The 14,169-nt window shown below is 50.5% G+C and carries 16 protein-coding genes; 9 read left to right on the top strand and 7 right to left on the bottom strand.

Translation table 11 applies throughout. The features are described from left to right. The first annotated feature begins 10 nt into the window (after window positions 1-10). Complete coding sequence (locus tag ACFWUB_RS00760) at window positions 11-772, top strand: formate/nitrite transporter family protein (RefSeq protein ID WP_020310958.1); 762 nt, start codon at window positions 11-13, stop codon at window positions 770-772. Window positions 773-1,117: 345 nt separating this feature from the next. Here ACFWUB_RS00760 and ACFWUB_RS00755 read toward each other — a convergent pair whose 3' ends face one another. Both ACFWUB_RS00755 and lexA read right to left on the bottom strand, forming a co-directional pair. After that, complete coding sequence (locus tag ACFWUB_RS00755) at window positions 1,118-1,780, bottom strand: Crp/Fnr family transcriptional regulator (RefSeq protein ID WP_302512207.1); 663 nt, start codon at window positions 1,778-1,780, stop codon at window positions 1,118-1,120. A 13-nt stretch (window positions 1,781-1,793) separates the two neighbouring features. After that, on the bottom strand, window positions 1,794-2,411 hold the full coding sequence (gene lexA, locus ACFWUB_RS00750) for a transcriptional repressor LexA (RefSeq protein ID WP_020310960.1): 618 nt from the start codon (window positions 2,409-2,411) through the stop codon (window positions 1,794-1,796). A 204-nt stretch (window positions 2,412-2,615) separates the two neighbouring features. Between lexA and ACFWUB_RS00745 the strand changes: the two genes are divergently transcribed. Then, window positions 2,616-2,915, top strand: coding sequence for a LysM peptidoglycan-binding domain-containing protein (locus ACFWUB_RS00745; RefSeq protein ID WP_292282369.1), 300 nt, complete (start codon window positions 2,616-2,618; stop codon window positions 2,913-2,915). Here ACFWUB_RS00745 and ACFWUB_RS00740 read toward each other — a convergent pair. Continuing rightward, window positions 2,912-3,913, bottom strand: coding sequence for a site-specific integrase (locus tag ACFWUB_RS00740; RefSeq protein ID WP_416184014.1), 1,002 nt, complete (start codon window positions 3,911-3,913; stop codon window positions 2,912-2,914). The two genes, ACFWUB_RS00745 and ACFWUB_RS00740, sit on opposite strands and share 4 nt — an antisense overlap. Before the next feature lie 97 nt (window positions 3,914-4,010). On the opposite strand from ACFWUB_RS00740, the gene ACFWUB_RS00735 reads away from it, so the two are divergent. Beyond that, complete coding sequence (locus tag ACFWUB_RS00735) at window positions 4,011-4,688, top strand: TVP38/TMEM64 family protein (RefSeq protein WP_416184013.1); 678 nt, start codon at window positions 4,011-4,013, stop codon at window positions 4,686-4,688. Here the strand turns inward: ACFWUB_RS00735 and ACFWUB_RS00730 are convergent. After that, window positions 4,685-5,446, bottom strand: a complete 762-nt coding sequence (locus ACFWUB_RS00730) for a sulfite exporter TauE/SafE family protein (RefSeq protein ID WP_020310964.1) — start codon at window positions 5,444-5,446, stop codon at window positions 4,685-4,687. The genes ACFWUB_RS00735 and ACFWUB_RS00730 overlap by 4 nt on opposite strands. Before the next feature lie 76 nt (window positions 5,447-5,522). Between ACFWUB_RS00730 and ACFWUB_RS00725 the strand changes: the two genes are divergently transcribed. Continuing rightward, window positions 5,523-6,329: a TIGR00730 family Rossman fold protein gene (locus tag ACFWUB_RS00725; RefSeq protein ID WP_416184012.1), complete on the top strand. Its 807-nt coding sequence runs from the start codon at window positions 5,523-5,525 to the stop codon at window positions 6,327-6,329. Here ACFWUB_RS00725 and ACFWUB_RS00720 read toward each other — a convergent pair. The 3 genes from ACFWUB_RS00720 to ACFWUB_RS00710 form a co-directional block, all read right to left on the bottom strand. Next, window positions 6,214-7,491 carry an RNA-guided endonuclease TnpB family protein gene (locus ACFWUB_RS00720; RefSeq protein ID WP_416184011.1) on the bottom strand — a complete coding sequence of 426 codons (1,278 nt, stop codon included), beginning with the start codon at window positions 7,489-7,491 and terminating at the stop codon, window positions 6,214-6,216. The genes ACFWUB_RS00725 and ACFWUB_RS00720 overlap by 116 nt on opposite strands. A gap of 293 nt (window positions 7,492-7,784) precedes the next feature. Then, window positions 7,785-8,438 (bottom strand): haloacid dehalogenase-like hydrolase, encoded by a 654-nt coding sequence (locus ACFWUB_RS00715; protein WP_416184010.1) that lies wholly within the window; start codon window positions 8,436-8,438, stop codon window positions 7,785-7,787. Between the two features lie 48 nt (window positions 8,439-8,486). Then, window positions 8,487-8,867: a hypothetical protein gene (locus ACFWUB_RS00710; RefSeq protein WP_416184009.1), complete on the bottom strand. Its 381-nt coding sequence runs from the start codon at window positions 8,865-8,867 to the stop codon at window positions 8,487-8,489. Between the two features lie 252 nt (window positions 8,868-9,119). Here ACFWUB_RS00710 and ACFWUB_RS00705 point away from each other — a divergent pair, with 252 nt between their 5' ends. The 5 genes from ACFWUB_RS00705 to ACFWUB_RS00685 all read left to right on the top strand — a co-directional run bounded on the left by ACFWUB_RS00705 (window position 9,120) and on the right by ACFWUB_RS00685 (window position 14,021). Further along, window positions 9,120-9,554: a hypothetical protein gene (locus tag ACFWUB_RS00705; RefSeq protein WP_020310197.1), complete on the top strand. Its 435-nt coding sequence runs from the start codon at window positions 9,120-9,122 to the stop codon at window positions 9,552-9,554. A 32-nt stretch (window positions 9,555-9,586) separates the two neighbouring features. Then, window positions 9,587-10,708, top strand: a complete 1,122-nt coding sequence (locus ACFWUB_RS00700) for a DapH/DapD/GlmU-related protein (protein WP_416184008.1) — start codon at window positions 9,587-9,589, stop codon at window positions 10,706-10,708. Window positions 10,709-11,104: 396 nt separating this feature from the next. Beyond that, the gene (locus tag ACFWUB_RS00695) at window positions 11,105-11,566 is read left to right on the top strand and encodes a hypothetical protein (protein WP_296820978.1); all 462 of its coding nucleotides are present in this window, start codon (window positions 11,105-11,107) and stop codon (window positions 11,564-11,566) included. 1,196 nt (window positions 11,567-12,762) lie between these two features. After that, entirely contained in the window at window positions 12,763-13,575 is an 813-nt protein-coding gene (locus ACFWUB_RS00690; RefSeq protein WP_416184007.1) for an MFS transporter, read from the top strand. Further along, window positions 13,473-14,021: an MFS transporter gene (locus ACFWUB_RS00685; RefSeq protein WP_416184006.1), complete on the top strand. Its 549-nt coding sequence runs from the start codon at window positions 13,473-13,475 to the stop codon at window positions 14,019-14,021. The genes ACFWUB_RS00690 and ACFWUB_RS00685 overlap by 103 nt, the downstream gene beginning before the upstream one ends. Window positions 14,022-14,169: the final 148 nt, after the last annotated feature.

The following is a 14,169-nucleotide window of genomic DNA, read 5'->3' as shown; positions in this document are numbered from 1 at the left end:
GGAGGAGCCTATGTACAACGACGAATACGCTGCGACCGCGGCCGGGGCAGCTGCGAAAGTAGGCCTCTTGAAGAAGAATCCCCTGGGATACTTCCTGTTGTCGGCCTTAGCCGGTGCCTATATCGGCTTTGGCATCCTCCTGTCCTTTACGGTCAGCGGGACCTTGGGAGCCATTCCCATGACTAAGATCGCCATGGGCCTGTCCTTCGGCATCGCCCTGAGCCTGGTCATCATCGCCGGGGCGGAACTGTTCACGGGTAACGCCTTCGTCCTCTACAATGGCTGGCGGTCGAAGACGGTCACCTTGACGGACGTCATCCGCCTGTGGGTCGTCTGTTACCTGGGCAACTGGTTCGGCGCCATCGTCCTGTCCCTGCTCTTCTATGGCGCTGCCGGCACGGCTGGCGGCGTCGGCCAGGCTTTGGCCAATGCCGCTGCCATGAAGATGAGCTTGCCGCCGCTGGTCCTCTTCCTCAGAGGTATCCTCTGTAACGTCCTGGTCTGCCTGGCCGTCTGGTGCGGCTTCCGCTGCAAATCGGACAGCGGCAAACTGATCATGGTCTTCTGGTGCCTCTACGCCTTCTTTACCTGTGGCTTTGAACACAGCGTAGCCAACATGACCGTCCTGACCCTGGGTCTGCTGAATCCCGCCGGTACGGCCGTCAGCGTCGGCGGTTACCTCTACAACCTGGCCTTCGTCACCTTAGGCAACATCGTCGGTGCCGTCCTCTTCCTGTCCATTCCCTACGGCATCGCAGCCAAAAAAGATTAGTGGCTCGTGCTCGTGGCTCTCCTTATAGGAGAGCTGTCAGCGAAGCTGACTGAGAGGTTGCTCTTTCTTTATAGTAGAGTAGTCCGTGATTGGTAGGGGCGACCACGTGGGGCGCCCGTCAGGGATGATAGGACATATCCCGGAGCGGACTCGCCACGTGCGAGCCCCTACAGAAAAGGGACCTCACACGATGGTTTTTGCCATCATGCGAGGTCCTGGTTACTTTATAGTTTGTAGTACGGAGTTTGTAGAAAAGGACTTTAAATTTAAAAACCTTCACTAAAAACTACAAACTGCAAACTTAATACTCAAAAAGAGGCTGTCTTAATGCGACAGCCTCTTTTTTCAATACAGCGTCACCCGCTGCTGGTCTATTTCGATGAGGCCTTCGTCTTTCATGTGAGCCAGTTCCCTGGCGACAGCCGTCCGGTCGGCACAGAGATAGTCGGCCAGCTGGGTCCGGGTCATGGGGATGGTGAAGGTCTGGCTGCCGGCCTGTTCAGACTGGAATGAGAAGTAGGTCAATAGTTTCTTGCGCAGCTTCTTCTTGGAAACGACTTCTAGTTTGGTCAGCAGCTGGGCATTCTTGTCAGCCATGAGATGCAGCATGTTCTCAATGAGCTGGTAATGGAAGGGACAGGCATTGGTACAGATGTGCAGGACCTTCTGGAAGGGGAGGACCAGGAACTGCGTGTTCTTGACGGCCTGGAAGGTTACGATGGATTGCAGGATTGTGCCGCAGACGAAGGTTTCGCCAAAGAGGCCGCCGCTGCGGATGACGGCCAGGACGGCTTTGTCGCCCCAGCGGTCTTCATGGATCATATGGACTTCGCCGCTGAGGACGATGCCGATGTAATTCACTTCATCCTGGGCCAGGACGAGGAATTCCCCTTTGCGGACTGTCCGGACCCGTGCGCCCAGGCAGGTGAGCATGGCCTTCCTTTTTTCCTGGCTGATGCCGGAAAATAAGGGAAGGTCATCGGGCAGGACCACCGAGAAATCAGACATGAGAAGACCTCCCTTAATACCGACGATAGAGGCCGATGACTTTGCCTAAGATTTGGCAATCCCGGGTATAAATCGGTTCGTATTCGTCATTTTCCGGCTGCAGGCGGATCGTGTCGGCTTCGTGGAAGTAGCGCTTGACCGTCGCTTCTTCGCCGATGAGGGCGACGACGATTTCGCCGTTTTCTGCCGTTTCCTGGCGGCGGACGATGAGCTGGTCGCCTTCGAGGATGCCGGCGTTCTTCATGCTGTCCCCTTGGACGACGAGCATGAAACAGTCGTCATTGCCGATGAAGTCCGCCGGGAAGGGGTAGACGTCTTCGACACATTCTTCAGCAAAGATGGGGGCACCGGCCCGGACCTGGCCGACCAGGGGCAGGGGGACGATTTTCTTGGACCGCCACGAACCTTCGTCGAGGAGTTCGATGGTCCGGTTCTTGGCCGGGTCGCGGCGGATATAGCCCAGATCTTCCAGGCGGTGGAGATAGCCGTGGACCGTCGACGTCGAGCTCAGGCCGACTTCCTTGCAGATTTCCCGTACCGACGGGGGATAGCCGAATTTATGGACACACGTGCGGATGTATTCTAAGATTTGTTTTTGACGGGTCGTCAGCATTTTTTCATTATTAATCATATATATCACTCCAGTCTTGGAAAGTTATAGTAATTCCAGTATAAGCTACCTTCATTATACCGAAATTCATAAAAAAAATCAAACGTTTGTTCAAAATATCTTGACAGGAACAACCGTTCGACGATATAATAAAACCATCGACGAACGGTTGTTCTAAGAAAATTCGTTCCAGGAACGTTCGTTTTAAAGTCAGGAGTGATTGTCATGAAATATGTCATCTTGGCCATATTGGCCCTCTTTATGTGTACGCAGATCGGCTGGAGTTACCAGCCTTCGCAGGAATTCATTTCCGTCGCCGTCGAACCGGGGCAGACCGTCTGGCAGCTGGCTTCGGTTACAGCCGGTGATGATACGGATGTGCGCCAGGTCATGGATTCGATTTTAAAAGAAAACGGCCTGACCGGCACCAGTGACATCCGTCCGGGCCAGGTCCTGCGCCTGCCGGTAGCCCCAGGCCGGGCCGAACAGGTGCGGACGGTGCTGGCCCGGCAGCTAGTGGATTAGTGAGGGTGAGAATCTTCGGTAATCTTTAAAATCGGGCTGTCGATGAGGCGGTCGGCTTCGTCGATGTAGCGGCGCACGATGGCCTGGGACTTATGCCGGGTCTGGCGCATGATCTGCCGTTCTTCGACGTGATGCTGGGCCGCCGACGTGGCAAAGCCGTGGCGCAGGCTGTGGGCGCCGTAGTCGTCGGGATTCATGCCCATGAGCCCGGCATAGTGCTTGACGATGAGGGCGATAGATTTATCGGAAATCCGGGTCTTACGGACATGATGCCCCTTCGTCAATCCCCGGAAGACCGGACCCGTCGTGATGCCGCTGACATCGAGCCATTTCTGCAAGGCCGTGACGGCACAGAGGTCCTTGTCTTTGACCATGGGGATGGCAATCATCTGGCCCTGGTCGAACTGGTCCGTCTTCGATTTGCGCAGGGTAATGAGCAGGCCCAGGCGGGTGAACTTCAGGTCTTCCACGTCGATGCCGGCCAGTTCTGACCGGCGCAGGGCCCCGTAGAAGCCGACCAGCAGGATGGCCTTGTCGCGGACCTGCTGGATTTCGTCGCCTTCAAGATAGGTCAGCATTTCCTTGATGTCGTCGAAGAGAATCGGTGCCTTGCCGTGCTGGATGGTCCCTTTCATGCGCTTGATGCCCCGCAGGGCGTTTTTGACGATGGGGTAGCGGCAGGGATTCTCTTTGAGACCGGCGGCGTCGAAATTCTCGGTCAGGGCACTGATGCGCCGGGCGATGGTATTGGCCTTGGCGTTGTCGGCCAGGTCGTTGATGTAATTGACGATGGTTTCCGGTTCGGCCGGGAATGACGACAGCTGGTGATAGCTGCACCAGTCGCAGAAATCGTTCCAGTCCGACCGGTAGGCATCGACGGTATTGGCGGCCCGTGCCGTATACAGGCTCTGACGGGCTTTATTGGATAATTTATCATTCTGGGCAATGACTTCACTGCGGCCGATAAAAAAATTCGGTGCATCCGATATTTTTGTCATAGTTAAACCTCCTTTGGGCAGTTTACAAAAAACACTTGTGAATCTGCCTTTTTTAGGTATACAATAGAATTATCAAGGGTGAGAGAAGGGGATATCTATGGCTATTCGCAATGGTCCTTTATGGGACAAAGTGATGAAAGGCGCCGTCTGCCTAGGCTTATTCCTGGCTTTTTGGAGCGTCCAGTGGGTCATCCCCGACTTCTATCAGGAACTGTTCCGCTTGAGCCTGGCCGGTGATGTCGACGGTCTTATCGAGTATATTTCATCTTTCGGCATCTATGCCGCTCTCATCAGTATCTTCATGATTACCGTCACCGATATGACCGGTCTGCCGTCGATTCCCTTTCTGACCGTCAACGGAGCCATCTTCGGCCTCGTGCCTGGCCTTATCATTTCCTGGATTGGCGAAGTCCTGGGGACGGAACTGAGCTTCCTCATCTTGCGGACGGTCCTGCGCCGCCAGGCCCTCCACGTCATCTCCCGCCATCACTTGCGGAATCAGCTCGATAAATACAGCCGCTTCTCGACGCTGGCCATGGCCCGGTCCATTCCGTATATCCCCAACGTCCCCTTTACGGCTATCGCCGCCGTCAGCCACCTCAGCCAGAAAGACCACTTCCTGGCGACGGCTGTCGGCAAGGTCCCGCGGGTCGTCATCGAAGTCCTTTTAGGCCATGACCTCATCCACCTCGGCCAGCACAGCGGACGGCTGATGTTCTGGGTCATCCTGACGGTCCTGATCTGCTACTGCTGGCACCGCCATCAGCAGGCTTAGCGGCCGAAGAGGACCATGATGATGCCGCCCAGGGTCGGCATGGCGACGATAGCTGCCTTGAGCAGGGGCTTAGGGGCTAAGTGCGTGAACTTTGCACCTATATAGGCGCCGAGACTCAGGCCCAGCAGGGTCTGGACGAAAATCCACAGGTCCAGGCGGCCATTGAACAAGTAGCTCAAGCCGCCGGCAGCCGAAATAGGCAGGACGATCATCATGCAGGTCCCGATAGCGTGGAGCAGGGAAATGCCGAAGACGACCATCAGAGCCAGCTGGATGAAGGCCGCGGCACCGATGCCGAAGGCACCGGACAGGAAGCCGACGATGAGACCGGTAATGATGCCGTAGATATAGAGCTTCTTTCCCGTTAAGGCTGTCGTCCGCACGGGAAAGTGCCGGGTCAGCCAGGCGTCTTGGTAGAGGCGGACATAGAGAATCAGTCCGGAAGCGATGAGCATGAGCGACGTCATCGTCGCCAGCAGTTCCGACGGCATGATGTTGGACACATTGGCGCCGGCAATCGAGCCGATCATACCGCTGCCGCCGATGATGGCCCCAGGCTTCACATCGACTTCATGTTCCCGGTAATGACTGACCGTCCCGGAAATCATGGTAAAAGTCATGGCCGCCAGGGAAACGGCCAGGGCCGTATGGACAGGAACACCGAAACCGACCGTCAGCAGCGTAATCGTGACGCCGGCTCCGCCAGCACCGACAAAGCCGATAACGGAACCTAACAGAATCATGGCAACGAAAATCATAACGAAAAATCCCCCTAATATATGATATAATAACACTTATTATACCATATATTAGGGGAAAGAAAGGACGCAACTTATGAATATTACCGTTTATCTCGGTTCCCGCAGCGGGAACCGGTCTTGTTATGCTGATTATGCTTATGCGTTAGGGGCTTGGATTGCCCGCCACGGGCACACCCTCGTTTACGGCGGCAGCCGGACTGGGCTCATGGGGAAACTGGCTGACGGTGCTTTGCAGGCCGGAGGCCAGGTCATCGGCGTGGAACCGCAGTTCTTCATGGATGAGGAATTACAGCATGAAGGCTTGACGAAACTGATTGTGACGCCGGATATGACGTCACGCAAGCAGCAGATGATGGATTTAGGCGATATCTTCCTGGCCTTTCCCGGCGGTATTGGGGCGCTGGAAGAAATCAGCCAGGTCATGAGCCAGGTGAAACTGCATCAGATGGAAGGACGCTTTGCCTTTCTCGACTTCGATGGCTATTACCAGCCCATGAAAGCCTTGATCCAGCAGATGAGCGACGAAGGCTTCGTCGACGAGGATTGGGCCGACGCCGTACCCTTCCTGCCGTCCTTTGCGGCTCTGACGGCCTTTGTCCTCGGCCGCGACCTGCCCAGGCCCGGCGAAACGTGGCGCCATTTCAAGAACCATATGTACCGCATCCTCGATTTAGCCGACGACGCCGAAACGGGCGAGACTTACGTCGTCTATAAGACCTTATATGGCGAATACCGCGACTTCATCCGGCCTCTGGACATGTTCCTCAGCGAAGTGGATCATGACAAATATCCCGACGTCCGACAGAAATGGCGCTTTGAAAAAACGGCGGGACTCTGCTCGTGGAACCCCGCCATTTCCAGTCAATATCTGAAGAAATGAGTCTATAAGCGCTGAATCGCATCGAGGGCCAGCAGCGACCGTTCAATCGCAGGACCAGGTCTTTCGTGACCAGGATGGGCTGGCACTGCTGCAGATGACGGCAGACCTTGAGGATGCGATTGTCGGCCTGGTCATTGGGCAGGGAATCGGGAAGGGCTTCATGGACGCAGTTGATTTCGATACGCAGCGTACCGCCGTTATCCAAGGGGACTCCGTCGAGCAGATTGCCCCGGAGACGCAGGCGTTCTAAAAAACGGATGGCTTGACGGGCATTGAACCCGCGTTCACCATCATAGCCGCAAACAATGGTACCTATCTGATGGTCAATGCAGAAATTAACAATGTAACGGGCTGTCTTGCAAAGGATGTCCTTCATCCGGAAATTGCGTTTCTTCGCTAACTGACAGAGCTGGTTCGTCGTCTTCCGGCCCTGCTTGGCGGCAATGCTTTGGAGTCTGGCTTTGCGTTTGTTCCAATACTGGTTGATAGATTTGAGTTTACGACCGTCCATGAGGAACGACGTCCCCGTATTGGTAACGCAGGCGGCCAGATTGTCCAGGCCCAAGTCGATAGCCAGGACACGGTCTGGCGAGGTTTTCACCGGTTCTGGGTCCTGTAAGTAGCCATACTGAATCTTGAAATACCGTCCGCCATACATGGGACAGATGCGGACTTCCTTGATTTTCTTATCCTTCAGCCTGTCGGGAACAGGAATCCGAATCCGATGGCCATTATGGCGTTTCATATATTCACGGCTCATCGGCACGGTTAAGAAGCCATTCTTAATGGTAATAGCGTTCGTCGACAAGATGAGATTGAAAAGACCGCCTTTTTCACGATAGTATGGCAGGCGGACAGCCTTTGAACCATAGTCACCTGACTTGACTTTCTGCAAAAGCCCGAAAAAAGAACGAAAACTTCGGTCGGCTATCTTCAATATCTGCTGGGCGACACTGGCCTGTAACAAGCCATAGTTTTCATTTTCCTTGCAGATGGGGTAATTTTCTTCGTACCGCAAGAATTGCTGGGTATCGAAGTAATGCTGCCGAATCGTATAGACCGCTACATTGTACAGGTTATTGCTGTATTGGCACATTTCCCGGAGCATCGTATACTTTTGTTTCGCCAAGCCGCGGATGACATTCGATTGCGTCAAGTACATCTAGGATTCACCGCCTCTGTTATCTACCATTATACCGTAGACGAAGTGAAAAGGCTAAGACGGAAAAGACATAGGGTGGATTTCGCAGGCATCGAACCAGCGAAATCCATCACCATTGATGCCCCTACCTAAGAGGAAGGAGTCTTCTGGCGAAACTGTGATGAAGTGTTAAATAGCTTTAAAATTCAAATATTAAGGAATATTATACATTAAAACGCGTATTTGTCAATGCTTTTAGAATTATTATTCAAAGTATGACGGAACATTTCGAACAAAATAGATGGACTGGTGGGTCATTGTGTCTTTTTTACGTTATCTCCGTAAATTGTCTTCCAGTCATTTTTCATGGAAATAGTATTCCAGCCATTTTCGGCAGATGTCTTCTTATCGCGTTCGGCCCGTTCAGGGCGGCCATATTCACGTTGCGTATCATAACAGAGAATATTGAATACTTCAGCTTTATAGGGGTTGTCCTTTAGCGTATACCGGAACATGGAATAATCGCCGCTGCTGTTTCCAAAGGCTAAGACCGGCTGTATCCCGATTTCACGGACAATGGATGACACTTTATTCATTTTTTCATTGACCCGGTCCAATTCGCCGTACTGGATGGTATCTTCCTGTGTCATTTGATATGAACCACCGCTAGTTTGGCCTTGATGGCTGGCAACGATTTGCGGATCCGACCCGATGACTTGATTCGGTGCGATAGGCAGGGCTCCATGGACGAGTGCGCGGACGAGAGGGCGGTCAGAGGCCGAAACGATGTAGCAGGTGAAATTATTAGCTTCTAAATAGGAAATCACTTCTACCATAGGCAGGTAAAAGGCTTCGCCATAAGTCAGGTTCGTCAGGCCGATAACGGGCTTTTTCATAAATCCCTGGGCGTAAGCGTCCAGGGACTGCGGCGTCATCCCGGCCAGTCCGGCATATAAGTTGTGGTACAAGTTCTTTTCGATTTCCGGGGGAACGGGTTTCCGCTGAGAAATGGCATCTCAATAGGCTTGAGCAAATTTTTTGTCTTCATCGGACACTTTACAGTTTGGGTCATGCAGGACACGGTCCACATAAAAGACGCCATCTGTATAGGACGGGGTCCGTTCTCCCAACAGGGTTCCATCCATATCGAAGACGGCCAGGCGATGTTCTGCCGGGATGAAATCAGGATTTTTGGGATTCGTTACTTTTTGCACATAAGCTACCAGCTTTTTCTTAGCCGGAGAATTCTCGTTCCAATACTGGAAATTTTCGGACTGATTGACGTGAATCGCGGCTAATTCGGCCCGGCTGGCACCTTCAACAATCCCCGTCAGGCCGAAGCTGGTCAACATAGCTGTGACAGCTAACATGGATGCGAGTTTTTTTCCTTTCAACATAATCACCTCAAATATAGTAAAATTTGTCTCTATTATAACACATGGATTTCGTTGAATTAAATAGGACAGATGGAAGAAAAACTGGCATTTCATCGAAATGGGCGGCCAGACAGGTCTTACGTACACGATGAAATATATTCCGAAGAAAGGCAGGGGAAAGCAGGAATTAATGCCTGACGTGTAGAATTATTCCATAAAGCTTGTTTGCCAGATGATGGGTGAGGCGTGACGTACACTCTGCGAGGTGATGATATGTCTTTGGAAAATCAGGAATTGGCCTGCGTGCAGGCTTTTTTAGAAGACCGGGCTTCAGAACAATTCATGACGCGGTTGTTGGCCGATGCCGGAGAAGACTATGCATGGTTCCGGCGCCTGGCTCAGCATATGTTCCGCAGCCACCTTTCGCCAGACGAACAACGGGAGCTCTTGGAAGCGGCAAAGGCGGATACGCAGGGCGACCCCGAAAAAATCCAGGCGGCCCATGATGCCCGCTTGTTGCTGCTGAAATCGGGGATGTGTCTTTCCATCCATGAATCGTGGTATCTCCATAAAGTGAAGCAAATGCCCTTAGAAAAAGCCTTTCGCCAAACCATGACGCGCATTGTCGTAGGCTTCGGCCAGCTCATGTCAGAACCGGGGATTCCCAACGATTTTGAAATGCAGCTATGGTATCGGATTCAAGGATAGCATTGCATATAAGAGAAGGGAGTAGGATACTATTGAATCAGAAAGAGTGGGACCGCATGATTGGCCAGGAGCTGTACGACCCGTTCAATGTTCACGATGACAGCTTCCAGCGGGTCCATGCGGCGCAGCGGAAATTCAATGCTTCTGACGATTTGAACGACCGTCAGGCTTTTGAAGAACTGAAACGCTGTTTTGCCCAGGCGCCAGATGACATGGTGCTGTTGGCGCCGGTCTACTTCGACCATGGTGACCGCATCCGCTTTGGCCGTCATTTCTTTGCCAATACGGGGCTGACCATACTAGACGAAAACTACGTCACCTTTGGCGACAACGTCTTTTTGGCACCTCACGTCAGTATCTATACGGCGGGTCATCCCATTGATGCGGAAGTCCGCAATACCAACCTGGAATACGCCAAACCGGTCACTATCGGTTCAGACGTCTGGATTGGCGGTAATGTCGTCATCAATCCCGGTGTCACTATTGGCGATGACGTTGTCATAGGTTCCGGTTCCGTCGTAACCCATGATATTCCCAGCCATGTCGTCGCAGCCGGGAATCCCTGCCGGGTCATCCGTCCCATTACACAAGCCGATGCAGACTTATGGCATTGTAAGTTATCGGAATATAAAAAATCAATATTATCCCACATAATCCCACAAAAACAACCAAGGAAAAACCATATACCCGAAAAACAAATCATTGCAAAAAAAATTAACGATTGGTTAAACGCTTGTGTTGATGAGAGCGGTGCTTTCTTTTTGAATACCATAGAAGCTGGCCGCCCTAAATCGCGTCCTATCAGTTTCCACATGCTAAAAGATGGAGTGAACTATTTTGGCGTCGGCGCAATGAAAGAAGTCTATCGTCAAATGCAAGAAAATCCTTATGTAGAAATCTGTGGACTTATGGGAAAAGGAAAACTCTTTTTCCGTTATTATGGCAAAGCCGTTTTTGAACAAGGGGATGAACTGGCACAAGAAGCACTGGCCCAACCAGGATATCCGATCATGAAGAAAATTTATACTACCGAAAGTGGCAACCGTTTCGCTGTCTTCCATTTAGAAGATGCGACGGCTGAAAAAAGGGCCATGATGTCCGTATCAGCCAGGGCCACGTCCAAATCGAGCTTTTGGATAACCTCGACAAGGTAGCTCCTGCCGGTGCCATCCTCCTGGCAGCCTGGCCCAATATCGAAGGCGCGACCGGACTGCCTGTCCGCGTCGTAGCCGTTACACCGAAATAGGGAATGTACCGCTTAATAGAACAAGAGGCTGTCTTACAACGACGGCCTCTTGAATTTTATCCGTCTAAGAAAAAATCAGTTGTCGACCGTACCTCCCAAAAGAGCGCTTCAATAGAAACGGGATATCTTGGGCCAATGTCATCGACAACTGATTCTATAGGAACAACTGTGGCAGTACCTCTACGGATTCACGCTCTAATGAGGTGACGCCTCCGCAGCCAATACCAGCAACTGCTTCTTCTATATTATAGATGTACTATACTGCTAAGTAAAGACCAGAATAAAATAGAAAGGATGTGGTAACATGAAACGCCTTATTCTTAGCGTATTCTCATTATTGATTGTATCAATTTCTACCGTCTTTGCTGCCATTCCTGATTCAGAATTTGCGATTGGTGGTATCACCATTGGTTCATCGGCGGACTATGTACAATCTATTTACGGAGAACCGACACACATTTCGGATAAAGTACCCAATGCTGAGGGCGGATACAGTTATAGCTATGCCTACGGGTCATCGTTTTACATCTTTTTTGATGCCAATACCAATGTCGTGACCGGTATCTTTTCAACGGCCAATAACGGCTTGATTACACCGGCTGGACTAACAGTAGGTATGGATGCTGACGCTATTGAACAAGCCTACGGAGAACCCTGGAAAAATGACCGCGGGTATATTTCTTATCATGAAGAAGGAAAATGGCTGGTATTTACAACTCATAACGGAAAGATTACAGAAATTAAGTTGTTTGATTATGTCGTGTAAATTTGAAATTTCTCACCTAATTTCGGTGGCATAAAAAATAAGCGAATATGCTATATAAAGCTTGAATCGGATTTGCAGACATGTTATACTTAACGTAGCTGAAAAAGTTAGTGAGTTCCAAGTAGGAACAATAAACCCCCACGGTCTGGACACCGTGGGGGTTTTGCTTTTTATAGAGAGCTGCCTCTTAGGCTGGTTGCTCGTCATCTGCCGTTCAGCCATTTGCAGATGTAGTAGCTAATGAAGTGATTGGACAATGAAAGTGAGTTATGATCAGCCAAAGGCTCATAAAACACACGCTCATTATAGTCACCATGAATCGAAAGGTCAAGGAAGATTCTAAGGAAATGAGCGAAAAAAAGCCAAGCGACATCAGTACTTGAATTTTTATGCCTCCAAAAATCGCTTTTTCGAGGGCTTTTTTGTGAATTTTTGAGTGGCTTTTTAACGGCTTTTTTACTAGGTTTTCAGCAAGTTTTTTTGCCGATATTTTGCCGACTTTGATATGAAAAGCGAGGAAATTTGACAGTTATTGAGAAAAAGTGAAGATGATGTTACTTGTTGGATAAATGGCTTGGTTATGCGGGATAGAAAGCGTTACAATATGTGCCTGAATTCTCATTTAAAATAACTTACGATAATTTAACGTTATCGGAAGTAATCGAGGGGCTATTTCTACCCCATGTTCAAAATGACTGCAAAATCGCTGTATCGAGTTCTTCGCAGTCATTGATTGAATTCATTTATTTTATCTTGGCTATTTGTGATTCTCCCTGCTGATATGCTATTATTTTTTTGATGAAAAGTTTTTCTGTGTTTTATAATATATATCTGTATCTGTTTGCAGAGATATATATATTGTTAGGCTTATGCAGGCTGGTTGGAATCGGATATAGGATCCGTGGTATTTTTGGGTACACTAAGCGGAGTCGACGCCTGGATTGTGCGAATCGCTATATAGTCCGCGATATTGTCGTATTATCGCATGATTTAGTATCAGGCTGATGTGTTATATTATCTATGGATATGGGCCTTTTTTCTATACAGTAGTGTTTTAATAGTTGAGCTAATCAACTATTTGCAAAATCAGCCTTTTCTCGTAAAAATAGTTCAAAAAATTATTTCTTGCGAATGATTTTCTCTGGCAGTATAATTACATTTATCTATCAATTTATTTTTACGGAGGGTTATTCGCGATGCAGCGATTTTTATCTTATGAAAATACGATTTTAGCCGTCGTCATGATGGTATCTTTCATCAATCCTTTTACCAGCAGCGCCCTGACGACAGCCCTGCCTAGCATCGGTACGGCTTATGGTGCGACTGATGCTCAGCTCAGTTGGGTCATTGAGTTGTTCTTGATTTCTTCGACCGTGACCATCATGCCAATCAGCAAGATTGCCGACCGGATTGGCAAGCGTCATATCTTTTTATTCGGCGTCTCCTTGTTCTGTGTCTCTTCGCTGGCCGTTTATTTTGTGAACTCCTTGTACGGTCTGTTCTTGCTGCGCATCCTGCAGGGGCTGGGCAGTGCCAGTATTTTCGCGACCAGCATGGCCATCGTATCCCTGGTCACGCCGCCACAGCGCCGCGGCCTGGCCATGGGCTTTACGATTGCCGCCGTATATTGCGGCCTGTCCTTTGGGCCTGTCCTGGGCGGCTTCTTTTCTTATTACTTAGGCTGGAAGACGATTTTTTATTTCATCGCCTTCATCTGTGCCCTGGCCTGGCTGATTGCAGCCCGCAGCATGACGAAGGAAGAATGGATCGTCAACGCGAAAGGCAGTCTCGATTTGCCTGGCAGTCTGTTGTATGCCCTGGCCATGATTGCCATTATGGTTGGCTTATCGGAAGTAATGGTATTTTTGCAGGCAACCGCGTCTTCTCTTGTTCCAGTCTGGCGGCCATGCTCAATTACTGCGCGACCTTCGGCATCAGTTTCCTCTTGTCCATTTACTTGCAGCGCATTACCGGCCTCAATGCCCGCGATACGGGGCTGGTTTTACTGATTCAGCCCGTACTGATGGCCCTCTTGTCCCCTGTCACCGGGGCCCTGTCGGACCGTATCAATCCAGCCGTCCTGGCTTCTTCCGGCATGATTTTGATTACCTTTGGCCTCTGTCTCTTAGCGGTGGATGTCTCTTACCCTTTTTTCTGGCTCATCGCCCTGGCCCTAGTCATCATCGGCATCGGCTTTGCCCTGTTCACGGCACCGAATAACAATGCTATCATGGGGGCTGTGACGCCAAAATATTACGGCGCTGCCTCGTCTGTCGTCAGTACGGTCCGCCTCATCGGTCAGGTCCTCAGTGTGGCTATCATCACCCTGATTCTGTCGCAAAGCGGGGCCTCGGCTGCCTCGGATTGGCTGGCCCAGCACATCCAGCAGGCCTTCATCGTCTTTACGATTCTCTGTGCCATCGGCATCGTCCCTTCAGCTGCACGGAGTAAGTAGTGATTAGTAATTCGTGGTTCGTGGTTCGCAAAAAAGCGACTGTCCTATAAAGACAGCCGCTTTTTGAGTATTAAGTTTTGTAGTTTTTAGTGAATGATTAAATGTAAAGCCATCGTCTGCAAACTACGAACTTCGAACTATAAACTAT

Origin of the sequence: Megasphaera sp. (genome assembly GCF_047831605.1) — a bacterium.
Classification (GTDB): domain Bacteria; phylum Bacillota; class Negativicutes; order Veillonellales; family Megasphaeraceae; genus Megasphaera; species Megasphaera intestinihominis.
The sequence above is the reverse complement of the archived record's forward strand: the minus strand, read 5'-3'. Positions and strand labels throughout refer to the sequence as shown.

Coding starts and splice junctions, on each gene's coding strand:
- ACFWUB_RS00760 (WP_020310958.1), top strand. CDS start 11: ATGTACAACGACGAATACGCTGCGACCGCGGCCGGGGCAGCTGCGAAA.
- ACFWUB_RS00755 (WP_302512207.1), bottom strand. CDS start 1,780: ATGTCTGATTTCTCGGTGGTCCTGCCCGATGACCTTCCCTTATTTTCC.
- lexA (WP_020310960.1), bottom strand. CDS start 2,411: ATGATTAATAATGAAAAAATGCTGACGACCCGTCAAAAACAAATCTTA.
- ACFWUB_RS00745 (WP_292282369.1), top strand. CDS start 2,616: ATGAAATATGTCATCTTGGCCATATTGGCCCTCTTTATGTGTACGCAG.
- ACFWUB_RS00740 (WP_416184014.1), bottom strand. CDS start 3,913: ATGACAAAAATATCGGATGCACCGAATTTTTTTATCGGCCGCAGTGAA.
- ACFWUB_RS00735 (WP_416184013.1), top strand. CDS start 4,011: ATGGCTATTCGCAATGGTCCTTTATGGGACAAAGTGATGAAAGGCGCC.
- ACFWUB_RS00730 (WP_020310964.1), bottom strand. CDS start 5,446: ATGATTTTCGTTGCCATGATTCTGTTAGGTTCCGTTATCGGCTTTGTC.
- ACFWUB_RS00725 (WP_416184012.1), top strand. CDS start 5,523: ATGAATATTACCGTTTATCTCGGTTCCCGCAGCGGGAACCGGTCTTGT.
- ACFWUB_RS00720 (WP_416184011.1), bottom strand. CDS start 7,491: ATGTACTTGACGCAATCGAATGTCATCCGCGGCTTGGCGAAACAAAAG.
- ACFWUB_RS00710 (WP_416184009.1), bottom strand. CDS start 8,867: ATGTTGAAAGGAAAAAAACTCGCATCCATGTTAGCTGTCACAGCTATG.
- ACFWUB_RS00705 (WP_020310197.1), top strand. CDS start 9,120: ATGTCTTTGGAAAATCAGGAATTGGCCTGCGTGCAGGCTTTTTTAGAA.
- ACFWUB_RS00695 (WP_296820978.1), top strand. CDS start 11,105: ATGAAACGCCTTATTCTTAGCGTATTCTCATTATTGATTGTATCAATT.
- ACFWUB_RS00690 (WP_416184007.1), top strand. CDS start 12,763: ATGCAGCGATTTTTATCTTATGAAAATACGATTTTAGCCGTCGTCATG.
- ACFWUB_RS00685 (WP_416184006.1), top strand. CDS start 13,473: ATGCTCAATTACTGCGCGACCTTCGGCATCAGTTTCCTCTTGTCCATT.